A 13316-nucleotide genomic window follows, 5' to 3' on the forward strand; every position below is an offset into this window, starting at 1 on the left:
CTATTGTAACGGACGGCTTTGGTGGATATGCCGGTTTAAATAAAATATTCCGTGAACATCAGGTATTAAACAAGGAAAAAGAAGAGTATGCCCGGGGAGAGTATCACACCAATACGATTGAGGGCTTTTGGACATTGTTAAAACGGGGGATATATGGTCAATACCATAAAGTATCGCTCAGACATTTGCAATCATACCTGAATGAGTTCACATTTAAATATAACAATAGAGGCAATAACCAGGTGTTTAACTTTTTAATTAACAAAATGGCTACTGCCTCTTGATGGGCTATTACTCTTGAGAGGGGGCGCGGAGGGAGAGTGGTAGCAGGGGTGTGTTTCTGCAGTAGGTTTATCAAAGCAGAGACACACCCCTCAGCTCCTCTCAAGAGGGGAATCGCACGTTCCCCCGCTTTTTATACCTTAGGTTGACGGCTATGCCTGCTTGGGGGGATAAACCATTTAAAGAATAAGCTTACCTATGAAATTATTACGTTATTCTGTTTTCCTGATAGTTATTGCCGCGAATGCAGTAAACGGGCAAACTAACCTGGACTGGGCAAAAAAGGTTGGGGCCAGGCATGCGCCGCAAAAAACAGTAGTGTGGTATGTTAATGACAATGGTGCGGCTAACGATGGCAACACCGTAAATACAGTAGCGATACAAAAAACTATTGACCAATGCTCGGCAAAAGGAGGTGGTATAGTCTCATTTAAACCCGGTAAATATTTGACAGGTTCCATTTTTTTAAAGAATAATGTTTGCCTCAATATTGATGAGGGAGTAACGTTGTTGGGTAGCCAGGACCTGAAAGATTACCCCGAAATTGATACCCGCGTTGCCGGTATTGAAATGAAATGGCCTGCCGCTTTGATCAACATAGCCGGGCAAGCCAATGTGGCAATTACCGGGAAAGGACTGGTAAACGCACAGGGTAAACCATTTTGGGACCTCTACCGGAAAATGCGGGCCGAATATGACCCTAAAGGTTTACGCTGGATAGTTGACTACGACGCCAAGCGTCCGCGTACGTTGCTGGTTTCCAACTCGGCAGATGTTACCATTAAAAATGTTACGTTGCAACAGGCGGGGTTCTGGACGGTGCAGTTGCTTTACTCAGATCATGTAACTGTTGATGGCATCACCATCCGCAATAACGTTGATGGGCATGGGCCATCGACAGATGGCATAGATATAGATTCGTCCAGCTGGATCCTTGTGCAAAACTGCGATATTGATTGTAACGACGATGATTTTTGCCTTAAAGCCGGCAGGGATTGGGATGGGTTGCGGGTAAATAAACCGACCGAATATGTGGTGATCCGCAAATGTGTATCAAGGGCGGGGGCAGGATTGCTTACCTGCGGCAGCGAAACTTCGGGCGGGATCAGGCATGTGCTTGCCACCGACCTTACAGGTAACGGAACCAGTAATGGGTTAAACATTAAATCTGCAATTACGCGCGGCGGCACGGTTGAGGATATCCACTTTACAAACATAACCATGAATGGCGTAGGCACGGCTTTTCAAATCACTATGAACTGGAACCCAAGCTACAGCTATTCTAAATTACCCGATGGTTACAATGAAGCAACGCTGCCCGATCATTGGAAAAAGATCCTGCATAAAGTGGATCCCGCGGAAAAAGGGATCCCGCACTTTAAGGATGTTTATATTTCAAATATTAAAGTTACCGGCGCTAAAAAGGCCATTAATGCTATTGGGCTTAAAGAATCAACTATGCAAAATTTTCATTTTGATAGAGTTAATATTGAGGCGGGTACTGCAGGTGATGTGCAGTTTGCACAGGCATGGGAGTGGAAAAACTCACAGATCAATACTCAGGATAACACAAAACTTAATTTAAATGATGCCGGCGCAGGTCAATAATAAATACAAGTTTTTAAAGAGAATTCTTGTTTGCGTGGGAGCAGGTTTGGCATTGCTTTTTAGTGCCTGGTCAGTTCCTTCGGCACAAAAGAGAGGTAGTGTTATTTCGCTGGCAGGCCGGTGGCAGTTTCAGATGGATTCGGCCGATAAGGGGATTGAAGAGAAATGGTTCTTGAGACCGCTTACGGATACTATCCATTTGCCAGGCTCCATGATCCAAAACTTAAAAGGAGATGACATCAGCCTTAAAACAAAATGGACAGGAAGTATTTATGACAGTTCATGGTTTTATAACCCGCGTTTAGCTAAGTACCGGGTGCCTGGCAACCTCAAAATACCTTTCTGGCTTACACCGCCGAAACACTATACAGGAGCTGCATGGTATAAAAAAGAAGTAATTATCCCTGCAGATTGGAAAAACAAACACCTTGTGCTTTTTCTCGAACGGGCTCATACCGAAACCAGGTTATGGGTTGATGATACCGAAATTGGGATGCAAAACAGCCTGGTAGCCCCGCATCAATTTGATCTGGGAAACAAACTATCGCCCGGAAAACATCAAATTACACTTTGTATTGATAACCGCGTTAAAGCGATCAACGTAGGACCCGATTCACATAGTATTACTGATCATACACAGGGCAACTGGAATGGCGTGATCGGCAAAATGGAGCTGAGAGCCGGAGACCAGACCTGGCTGGATGAGATCCAGGTATACCCTGATCTGAAACAAAAAACAGCCCATATCAAAATACTGATTAAAACCGAAAGGGGAACTGCTAACGGTAAAATCACAGTTTCGGCCAAAGCATTTAATAGCCCGGTTTTACAGCTAATACCAGTTGTAAGTAAGCCTGTTGATATCAAGGATAGTGTAGCAGAGTTAACGATTGACTTGCCGATGGGCGTAAAAATGCAGACATGGGATGAATTTAATCCGGTTTTATACCGGCTTACAGCAACGCTGCACACTGCGGATGGATCAACAGATACAAGGCAGGTGGATTTTGGCATGCATGAGTTTAAGGCCGATGGAAAAACATTTACCATAAATGGCAAACCCGTTTTTCTGCGTGGTACGGTGAATAACTGTGAGTTCCCGCTTACCGGTTATCCGCCTACTACCGAAGCAGAATGGGACCGGATCTTTAAGATTTGCAGGGAACACGGGCTTAACCACATGCGGTTTCACTCCTGGTGCCCGCCTGAGGCTGCTTTCGATGCAGCTGATAAAGCCGGCTTCTACTTGCATGTGGAAGGGCCGTCATGGGCAAATCATGGCAGTGGTTTGGGTGTGGGGCGGCCTATCGACCAATATATTTATGACGAAACAAACCGCATGGTTAAGTGGTACGGTAATCATCCTTCGTTTTGTATGATGGCTTATGGTAATGAGCCAAGCGGTAAACAGGTAGAATACCTTACTAAATTTGTTGATTACTGGAAAGCTAAAGATCCGCGCAGGCTTTACACAGGAGCGGCGGTAGGCGGTAGTTGGCCGGTAATCCTCAATAACGAATATATGGCCCGTGCGGGTGCGCGTGGTTTGGCCTGGAACCAGCGGCCCGAAAGTTACTCTGATTACAGCAAACAGATAGCTCAGTTTAATGTGCCCTTTGTGGCCCATGAGATGGGGCAATATTGTGCTTTCCCCGATTTTAAGGAAATCAGGAAATATACGGGGATATATAAAGCCAAAAACTTTGAACTTTTTCAGGAAGACCTCCAAGATCATGGAATGGCCGATGAGGCCGAAAAATTCCTGATGGCTTCGGGAAAATTACAGGCTTTATGTTATAAGCACGAAATTGAAAAAGCCATGCGTACACCCGGCTATTCGGGCTTTCAGTTGCTTTCGTTAAATGACTATCCGGGACAGGGTACTGCCCTGGTTGGTGTACTCAATGCCTTTTGGGATAGTAAGGGCTATATTACAGCAAGGCAGTTTGCCCGGTTTTGCAATGCAACAGTGCCGCTTATCCGTACCGAAAAGTTTGTATATCAAAACAACGAAACGCTAAAAGCGCAGGTTGAGCTGTTTAACTATAGCAAGCCTATGACAACCGCGATGAACTGGAAATTAACCGATGCGCAACATAAAGTGATTAGCGAAGGTGTGCTTGATAAAAAAAGCTATGTAATGGGTAACTGCCAGCAGGCAGGAGTGATTAGTGTGGCTTTATCAAAAATAAAATCGCCGGTAAAACTGAACCTTGAAGTAGCCGTGCCTAACACTCAATATGTAAACGACTGGGATTTTTGGGTGTATCCCGCAAACTTGCCTGCTGTGAAAACCGATGTGTATTATACTACTTCGCTGGATGATAAGGCCAAAGAGGTACTCAATAATGGCGGCAAAGTATTTCTGAATGCCTCGGGTAAGGTAATAAAGGGCAAGGAAATTATACAATCATTTACTCCTGTTTTCTGGAATACCTCCTGGTTTAAAATGCGCCCTCCGCATACGCTTGGTTTTGTGTGCGATCCTAAGCATCCTGCGTTTAATGATTTCCCGACATCATCCTATAGTGAAATACAATGGTGGGATATCCTCTCGAATGTGCAGGTAATGCACCTGGAAGATTTTCCGGCAACATTCCGCCCGGTTATTCAGCCTATTGATACCTGGTTCATGAACCGCCGTTTGGCATTGCTCTTTGAAGTCAGGGTGGGTAAGGGGAGCCTGATGGTGAGCAGTGCCGATCTTTCGCCAACAACCGGCGAAGACAGGCCGGCGGCAAAGCAATTATATTACAGCATTTTAAAATATATGTCGTCACCGCAGTTTAAACCTGCTGACAGCATTTCGATGGAAACTGTTGATGATCTTTTCAAAACTGCTTCAAAAGAGGTGTTTGTGTCCTATACCAACGGCGCACCTGACGAACTGAAGCCTAAAAACATAAAAAAGTAATATGAAAGTATTGAAACCAGTTTTAGCTTTATTAATAATGGCCTTTGCCGGCCTGTCTTTTATCAATCAGCAAAAGCCAACCATTTATTTAATTGGCGATTCTACCACGCATAACAACGATAAAGAAACATGGGGCTGGGGAAGCATTATCCCATACTATTTCGATCTGGCAAAGATCAATATTGAAAACCATGCCATGGCTGGTCGCAGCACGCGCACTTTTATAAAGGAAGGCCGCTGGAACAAGGTTGATTCATTATTAAAACCGGGCGATTATGTGATGATGGTATTTGGTCATAATGAAGGCAGTAAGCCCGATACCACAAAAGCCGGTTATCGGGGTGTATTAAAGGGTACAGGTAATGAAACGGTAGAGCTTACCTGGCCTAATGGTACCAAAGAAACAGTACATACCTATGGCTGGTATTTTCACAAATTTATAAGGGATACCAAAGCTAAAGGTGCAACACCTATAGTACTGTCCATGATCCCTCGTAATGAATTTCGTGATGGCAAAGTTATTCGTGCCGATAATGATTATGGTAAATGGGCACAAGAAGTGGCACAGCAGGAAGGTGCCATCTTTATTGATATGAACCATATCACTGCCGATAAATATGATCAATGGGGAGCTGATTCGGTTAAGAAATTTTTCCCCGGAGATCATACCCATACTAACAAGATGGGCGCTACTATAAATGCAGAATCAGTAGTTGATGGCATCCGGGCCAATCCCGTAAACTCTCTGAATAAATACCTTAAAAACTAAAATTTCGGGCTGCTATGAAAAATATGATCCGTACAAATGCCGGCTTAGGCTTATTGCTTGTCCTGGTTATGCTGTTATCTTCTTTTATGTTGATGAAACCTGCCGATAAGCCAACCTTTTACCTGATAGGCGATTCGACTGTAAAAAATGGTAAAGGCAAAGGCGATGGTGGTTTATGGGGATGGGGGAATTACATAGCCCCTTATTTTGATACAACAAAAATAACGGTCGAAAATGACGCGCTTGGGGGCACCAGCAGCCGCACCTTCCAAACTATGGGTTTGTGGGACAAGGTATTGGTTAAAATCAAACCCGGCGACTTTGTGATCATGCAGTTTGGCCATAATGATAGCGGCGCGCTTGATGACACAGCCCGGGCCCGCGGAACTATCAAAGGTATTGGCGGCGAACAGCAGGAAATATACAACCCGATACGGAAAGTAAAAGAGGTGGTACATACCTACGGCTGGTATATGCGCAAATTTATTGCGGATATTAAAGCGAAGGGCGCAACGCCTATTATTTGTTCGCCTATACCCCGTAATGTGTGGAAAGATGGCAAATCTGCAGGCCGCAATAATGAAAACAGCTATGGGCAATGGGCACGTGAGTTGGGCGAACAAACCGGGGCGTTTTTCATCGACCTAAACAAACTGATTGCCGATGATTATGACCAGGAGGGCGAAGCAAAAGTTAAATCAACTTACTTCGGTACTGATGCCACGCATACACTTGAGCCGGGTGCGCAGCTAAATGCCAGCATGGTTATTCAGGGCATCCGATCGTTCAATCAGTTGGCGCTCAATAAATATCTGAAGTAACAGGTTCTGTAATTGATTGTGTCCGGATGATGAAAAGAAGAGATTTTATTGAACAGTTAAGTATGGCTTCGGCAATGGCGTTATTGCCGGGTTTGGCTTTTGGTAATCCAAATGATCATGTTTCGGCATTCGCTAAAAAACTGAAGCCTGTTGGCCGTAAGCTGGAAATGGAGGGTTATTACGTTTGGTGCAATAGCCCGATAGAGGGACCTGATGGCAGGATCCACGTATTTTTTTCAAGATGGATTGCTTCAAAAAAAATGGGCGGATGGATCAACGGATCTGAAATATGCCATGCTGTGGCAGATACGCCGGAAAGCGAGTATAAGTTTTTAGAAACAATCCTCGCCCCGCGTGGTCCGGGTTATTGGGATGCTACTACCTGTCATAACCCGTCGATAAAAGTAGTTGATGGTAAATATTGCCTGTTTTTTATGGGCAACTCCAACGGTAAAACCAATACAAAACGAATAGGCCTGGCTACAGCCGATTCGCTTGACGGCCCCTGGACCCGTCCGGATGAACCACTGTTGCTGCCCGGTCCCGAAGGTGCATGGGACGATCATTGTACTACAAACCCCGCGTTTGTTAAACATCCCAACGGGCAATATTGGCTGTTTTATAAATCATGGAACACCAAAGAATATGAAACATCAACCGACCCATTGGTAAAGGGGAACCGTAAATATGGTTTAGCTATTGCCGATAAGCTGGAAGGCCCTTATATCAAGTATGATGGCAACCCGGTTATAGATTTTTCGGGACGAGGCAATAATGCCCAGTTGGAGGATGCTTTTGTTTGGCTTGACAGGGGACGCTTTAGAATGCTTGCCCGGGACATGGGGGTATTTAATCACCAGTATGGTTTATACATGGAATCAAAAACCGGTAAAAAATGGGGCGAACCGGAGATTGGCTATTTTAACGCCGATTATTACCATATCAATCAACCACCGCCACCGAAATATTTGAATAAATACGGCAGGTTTGAAAGGCCTCAGCTTTTATTTCAAAATGGTAAACCCACTTACATGTTTACTACATCGCAGGGCGGTAAATACATGACAGCATCGCCATTCATATTTAAAATAGAATCATAGCATCCTCAACATGAAGAAAATACTGCCCGTATATTTTGCATTATTTGTTGTTGTTTGGCCGGTTTTATTGAGGGCGCAAAATAAAATTGACCGTAAGGCTTTGGTGCAAAGGCACAATGTCATAAATAGTGGCACGGATACGCTTTCTCCTCTCTCGGTTGGTAATGGTCGATTTGCTTTTACGGTTGATGCTACCGGCTTGCAAACTTTTCCTGAACATTACGATAAGGGCATTCCCTTAGGAACACAATCAGAGTGGGGCTGGCACAGCTTTAAAGATACAGCAGGCTACAAGTTTGATGAAACTTTAAAAACCTATACGCTCAATGGCCGTAACGTAAGTTATTCGATACAATGGAACCAGCCCGGCCGTAACAGGAATGCTGCCAATTGGTTCAGGGAAAATGTACATCGCCTGCAATTGGGTAACCTTGGTTTCCTGTTATTGCATAAGGATGTGAGCGAGGCACAGATAACCGATATTCAAAATATCCGGCAGGAACTTAATTTGTGGACAGGGTGCATCAGCAGCTCATTTACTTTTGACGGCGAACAGGTAAAAGTTGAAACCTATGCGCACCAGGGGCAGGATCTGATAGCTGTGAAAGTACAATCGCCATTGTTAGCGCAGGGGAGACTTAAGGTAAGGCTATGTTTCCCTTTCCCCACCAATCAGTTTGCCGACTATGGCGATAACTGGAAAAATCCGCAAAAACACTATTCGGCAATTGTTGGTTCCGGTGCCAGCGAGGCTACCATCATTCATCGTTTGGATACCAGCCAATATTTTGTTCGCCTCGCCTGGAACGGTGTAGCTTCGGTTAAGCATACTGCTGCCCATCAGTTTGTGTTAACGCCTCTGGATAAAGCCGCTGAACTGACGTTTACCTGTTCGTTTAATCCAAAGAAATCCACTGCGGCTTTACCTGGTTTTGCCCAAACGCAAGCCAACAGCATACAGCAATGGAAAGCCTTTTGGCAAAGCGGAGGTGCGGTCGATTTCAGTGGCAGTACCGATCCCCGCGCAAAGGAACTGGAACGCAGGGTGGTGCTGTCTCAATATCTTACCAAAATACAATGTTCTGGTCATCAGCCCCCGCAGGAAACCGGCTTAACGTATAACAGCTGGTATGGTAAACCGCACCTCGAGATGCACTGGTGGCACGGGATCCATTTTGCACTATGGGGCAGAGAGAAATTGCTCGAAAACAGTTTGGACTGGTACCATCACGTAAAAGCCAATGCCAGGGCTATCGCCAAAAGACAAGGATATGATGGCATCCGCTGGCAAAAAATGACCGATCCCGATGGCAATGAAAGCCCATCATCGGTAGGGGCATTCCTGATCTGGCAGCAACCGCATTTTATTTATTTTGCTGAGCTGGACTACCGCGCGCACCCAAATAAGGAAACCCTCGACAAATATAAAGACCTTGTACTGGCCGATGCAGATTTTATGGCCTCGTTTCCCACTTATGATAAGGAGCATGACCGGTATAATTTAGGCAAAGGAATTATCCTGGCGCAGGAACGTTACAAGCCCGAAGAAACATATAATCCAACCTATGAGTTGCAATACTGGCGCTGGGCTTTAAATACCGCCCAGCAATGGCTCAAACGCCTGGGCTTGCAGCCGGATAAAAAGTATGCCCAAATCCTGGATAAATTGGCCCGGTTACCCCAAAAGGATGGCGTTTACCTCGCTGCTGAAAGCTCGCCCGATGCCTATACTAATCCTAAATTAAAAACAGACCACCCGGCAGTATTGGCTGCTTATGGTATGCTGCCCTATAATGATAAACTGGATACCGTGGTAATGAAGGAAACCTTTAACCTGGTTTGGGATGTATGGGATTGGAAGGATACCTGGGGCTGGGATTTCCCAATGACTGCCATGACAGCAGCCCGTTTAAATATGCCTGATAAAGCTGTCGATGCTTTGTTTATGCCCATAAAAACCAATACTTACTTAGCCAACGGCCACAATTACCAGGACGGGCGATTACGCATGTACCTGCCTGGCAACGGTGGTTTACTGGCCGCTGTAGCCATGATGTGTGCCGGCTGGGATGGCTCAACCACTGTAAATCCCGGTTTCCCAAAAGATGGGAAGTGGAAAGTAAGGTGGGAAGGGCTCAGGAAAATGCCTTAATGTTTAACGTGTCTTTTTAGAATGGATATATAAAATCTACGATATGAATAAATTATTGCTTACAATAAAAACGGTATTAAGCGCATGCGCTGTTATGGGTATGATAGGTAGTGCATTTGCCCAACTGCCTGCAAAAACAGAGGTGTTGGCCGGTATGGCCCTGGCCAATAATTATTTTATGCAGAAATGGCCGGATCCGGGAACGTCTGTTACCGTAAAAAATGTCACCCGTACCAGCAATTTGTGGACGAGGGCTGTTTATTACGAAGGGCTGATGGCGATGTATAAAATCGATCCTCAAAAAAGGTACTATGATTATGCAGTTGATTGGGGCGAAAAACATCAGTGGAGCCCTCGTGGCGCTGTTGATACCCGTAATGCCGACAATCAATGCTGCGGGCAAACCTATATCGATCTTTACCTGGTAGATAAAAAGCCAGAACGCATTGAAAAAATAAAGCAAAGCATCGACCTGATGGTGAACAGCGAAAAAAAGGATGACTGGAACTGGATAGATGCGCTGCAAATGGCTATGCCGGTATATGCCAGGCTCGGTGCGGTGTATAACGACAATAAGTATTATGAAAAGATGTTCGACATCTACAATTACTCAAAAACCGTTCACGGTGGCAAAGGATTGTATAACACGGTCGATCATCTTTGGTGGCGTGATAAAGACTTTGTACCCCCATATAAAGAGCCTAACGGAGCGGATTGCTACTGGTCGCGCGGGAACGGTTGGGTAGTGGCTGCCATGCTGCGCGTGTTAGAAGTTATGTCTAAAAATGCACCTCATCGCAATGAATACTTATCGGTTTATAAAGAAATGATTGAGGCTTTGGTGCCTCTGCAACGTGCTGATGGCTATTGGAATGTGAGCCTGAAGGACTCGACCAATTTTGGCGGTAAGGAACTATCGGGCACGGCTTTGTTTACTTACGGTATGGCCTGGGGGATCAATCATGGGATCCTTAAAAAGAAAACCTATCTGCCAATAGTTTTCAAAGCATGGAATGCCATTGCAAAAGAGTGCCTGCATCCGGATGGCATGCTGGGTTTTGTACAGGGAACAGGCAAAGAGCCAAAAGACGGACAGCCGGTAGGGTACAATAATGTGCCCGATTTTGAAGATTATGGTTTGGGGTGTTTCCTGTTGGCCGGCAGCGAAGTTTATAAACTGAGCAAATAATGAAAAAGGTATCCTTGTTTTTAGCTTTTGTTTTAATCGGGGTGACTGCCTTTGCGCAAACGGGTATTGGCAGCAATAAATCCGGATACAAAAAAGATGGCAACACCTTGTTATTCAGTAACGCCAACGGAGATGTTAAAATTGAGTTGTGCTCAGCATCCATGTTTCGGGTAAGGGCCAGTTGGAGCCGCAAATTTGCACCGGATGAGCACTTAATGCAGGAAAATTATACGTGGCCCGCTGTTGATTATAAAATAACTGATGCTAAATCGGCATACATAATCCAAACGTCGGCCTTGATTATCACGGTAATTAAATCACCGTTTATAATTAATGTCGCAGACAGCAAGGGCGTGATGTTATCATCAGAGTACGTGCCTGATAGTAAACAAAATGGAGGTTTGCATCACATAGGTGATATGGTTATGTGTACTAAAGACTTGCTTCCCGATGAGCATTTCTTTGGCTTTGGTGAGCGCATGGATTTTACCGAACAGCGTAACAAACTGGTAAAGCTGAACGTGGGCCGGGGAAAAAGCAAAAATAATTTGCTTGGCGCTTATAATATCAACGAAGCTAACTACTGCCCGGTGCCATTTTTTATGAGCACTAAGGGCTATGGCATCTATCTGCATAATTCATCAGCTACCGAATGGGATATGGGTAGCAAAACTGATGATGAATACAGCTTTAAAGCGAATGATGGCGAATTGGATTACTACTTTATTTACGGTCCAACGTTCCCGGTTATTTTAAGCAGTTATTTAAGCATCACAGGTAAATCGCCATTGTTGCCGAGGTTTGCCTTCGGTTTGCATATGGGCACTTATAGCGGCGGCACCTGGGGACATGAGGAACTTACTTCGGACAGATATGTAATAGAACTGGCCCGCAAAATGCGCGAGATGGGGATCCCGGTTGATATCCTTTTCCTCGATTCAACCTGGCGCTTGTTTGGTAAAAATGGGGGCAAAGGAGCTACCTCCTTTGAATGGCGCGAAACATTTAAGGATCCCAAAGCCATGTTTGATAGCCTGTATGCCATGAACTTTAAAATGGTGGGCCTGCATATCCGCCCAAGGTTTGATAACGCCAAAAATCTGAACCTGCTTGATGAGGCACAGGCCAAAGGTTTTACCTATCCCGAAAATGGCAAACCAGGCGAGTTTGTGAACTTTTTTGATCAGCGGGCTGCAAACTGGTGGTGGTATAACGGCGTGATGAAAGTAGCCTCAATTGGTGCTAAATTCCTGAAAACAGATGAAGGCAGTGCCTTTGGTTCATTAGCCAATGAAAGTGAAAAAGTTGGGCCTACTGGTAGAGAAGTGGCACAACTTCATAATGTATTTCCCATCGCTTATGCTAAAGCTCCGTATTTAAAATTTCAGGAATATAATGGCATTCGCGGATTAAATCAAACCCGGGAAGGTTATTCAGGGATCCAACGTTATCCCTTCATTTTTGCCGGTGATTGGCCAAGCGAATGGCAATACTTTGCTCCGGTTATAAAAGCCGGGTTAAATATTGGCCTGTCGGGCGTTGGATATTGGGCACATTGCATGGGCGGTTTTGAACACGCGGCCGATCCGGAATTATACATGCGTTGGGTACAGTTTGGTATGTTTAGTCCGGTAGCTATGGTTTTTGGTATGGACCATCCGGGCTATAAAGAACCCTGGAATTATGGGGCTGAGGCTTTGGCTAACTTTAAAAAGTACGACGATCTGCGTTACAGGATGATTCCCTATATCTATAGCAATGCGTACACGCAATATCAAACCGGTATGCCGCTTATGCGCGCTTTGGTGCTGGAATACCAGGACGATCCCAATACCTACAATATAGCCGATCAATACCTGTTTGGTGACAACATGATGGTTTGCCCGGTAACTGTAAAGGGCGCACAAACGCGTACTGTTTATTTACCAAAAGGAATTTGGTTTGACTATTGGACGGGCATAAAATATACCGGAAAGCAATATATCCATATCCTGACCCCTCCAGATCATCTACCCATTTTTGTAAAAGCAGGAGGCATTATCCCAATGCAACTGGCCATGAAATACATGGATGAAAAACCGGTAGATGTGATAACGCTGGACGTGTTTTTGGGCCAGGCATCTGAGTTTAAGTTGTATGAAGATGATGGCATCAGTTTAAAATATAAACAGGGCGACAAGGCGATCACCCAAATTGCTGTGACCAATACTGCCGATGGCTGGCAACTGCAAATTAAAAAGCCCACAGGTAACTTTACCCCGGCGCAGCATACTTATTTGACAAAAATACATTGGGCTTATGATAATGCTCCATCTTCAATAATAGAAAATAATGAAACATTGAAAGCGGCTGATCATGTTGAAGCATTAGACAAAACAGCTGGCTGGTATTATGATAAAATCAATCATTTGCTTTGGATAAAAACATCCAATAGTAACAGGGATGATATTACCCTTAATTTTAAATAGATTGCGATAATCG

At 44.7% G+C, this 13316-nt stretch carries 9 protein-coding genes; all 9 read left to right on the forward strand.

The genetic code is table 11. The features are described 5' to 3' along the window. Window positions 1-284, forward strand: a 284-nt coding sequence (locus tag BLS28_RS06235; protein WP_143020703.1) for an IS1595 family transposase, incomplete at its 5' end; no start/stop codon positions are given. Window positions 285-480: 196 nt separating this feature from the next. Further along, window positions 481-1890, forward strand: a complete 1410-nt coding sequence (locus BLS28_RS06240) for a glycoside hydrolase family 28 protein (RefSeq protein ID WP_091163566.1) — start codon at window positions 481-483, stop codon at window positions 1888-1890. Next, entirely contained in the window at window positions 1868-4804 is a 2937-nt protein-coding gene (locus tag BLS28_RS06245; protein ID WP_256337359.1) for an exo-beta-1,4-galactosidase, read from the forward strand. Before BLS28_RS06240 ends, BLS28_RS06245 begins: the two co-directional genes overlap by 23 nt. Before the next feature lies 1 nt (window position 4805). After that, window positions 4806-5573: a rhamnogalacturonan acetylesterase gene (locus tag BLS28_RS06250; protein ID WP_091163571.1), complete on the forward strand. Its 768-nt coding sequence runs from the start codon at window positions 4806-4808 to the stop codon at window positions 5571-5573. A 14-nt stretch (window positions 5574-5587) separates the two neighbouring features. Further along, window positions 5588-6394, forward strand: coding sequence for a rhamnogalacturonan acetylesterase (locus BLS28_RS06255; protein WP_091163574.1), 807 nt, complete (start codon window positions 5588-5590; stop codon window positions 6392-6394). A 26-nt stretch (window positions 6395-6420) separates the two neighbouring features. Further along, the gene (locus BLS28_RS06260) at window positions 6421-7494 is read left to right on the forward strand and encodes a glycoside hydrolase family protein (protein WP_256337360.1); all 1074 of its coding nucleotides are present in this window, start codon (window positions 6421-6423) and stop codon (window positions 7492-7494) included. A gap of 10 nt (window positions 7495-7504) precedes the next feature. After that, entirely contained in the window at window positions 7505-9646 is a 2142-nt protein-coding gene (locus tag BLS28_RS06265; RefSeq protein ID WP_091163579.1) for a hypothetical protein, read from the forward strand. Between the two features lie 43 nt (window positions 9647-9689). After that, window positions 9690-10835 carry a glycoside hydrolase family 88/105 protein gene (locus BLS28_RS06270; RefSeq protein ID WP_091163582.1) on the forward strand — a complete coding sequence of 382 codons (1146 nt, stop codon included), beginning with the start codon at window positions 9690-9692 and terminating at the stop codon, window positions 10833-10835. Next, window positions 10835-13303 carry a glycoside hydrolase family 31 protein gene (locus BLS28_RS06275; protein WP_091163584.1) on the forward strand — a complete coding sequence of 823 codons (2469 nt, stop codon included), beginning with the start codon at window positions 10835-10837 and terminating at the stop codon, window positions 13301-13303. The genes BLS28_RS06270 and BLS28_RS06275 overlap by 1 nt, the downstream gene beginning before the upstream one ends. The last annotated feature ends 13 nt before the right edge of the window (window positions 13304-13316 follow it).

Origin of the sequence: Mucilaginibacter gossypii, from assembly GCF_900100945.1 — a bacterium.
Lineage (GTDB): Bacteria > Bacteroidota > Bacteroidia > Sphingobacteriales > Sphingobacteriaceae > Mucilaginibacter > Mucilaginibacter gossypii.

Bases quoted from the DNA above. Each gene is read 5' to 3' on its own strand.
- BLS28_RS06240 (WP_091163566.1), top strand. From the start codon at position 481: ATGAAATTATTACGTTATTCTGTTTTCCTGATAGTTATTGCCGCGAAT.
- BLS28_RS06245 (WP_256337359.1), top strand. From the start codon at position 1,868: ATGATGCCGGCGCAGGTCAATAATAAATACAAGTTTTTAAAGAGAATT.
- BLS28_RS06250 (WP_091163571.1), top strand. From the start codon at position 4,806: ATGAAAGTATTGAAACCAGTTTTAGCTTTATTAATAATGGCCTTTGCC.
- BLS28_RS06255 (WP_091163574.1), top strand. From the start codon at position 5,588: ATGAAAAATATGATCCGTACAAATGCCGGCTTAGGCTTATTGCTTGTC.
- BLS28_RS06260 (WP_256337360.1), top strand. From the start codon at position 6,421: ATGATGAAAAGAAGAGATTTTATTGAACAGTTAAGTATGGCTTCGGCA.
- BLS28_RS06265 (WP_091163579.1), top strand. From the start codon at position 7,505: ATGAAGAAAATACTGCCCGTATATTTTGCATTATTTGTTGTTGTTTGG.
- BLS28_RS06270 (WP_091163582.1), top strand. From the start codon at position 9,690: ATGAATAAATTATTGCTTACAATAAAAACGGTATTAAGCGCATGCGCT.
- BLS28_RS06275 (WP_091163584.1), top strand. From the start codon at position 10,835: ATGAAAAAGGTATCCTTGTTTTTAGCTTTTGTTTTAATCGGGGTGACT.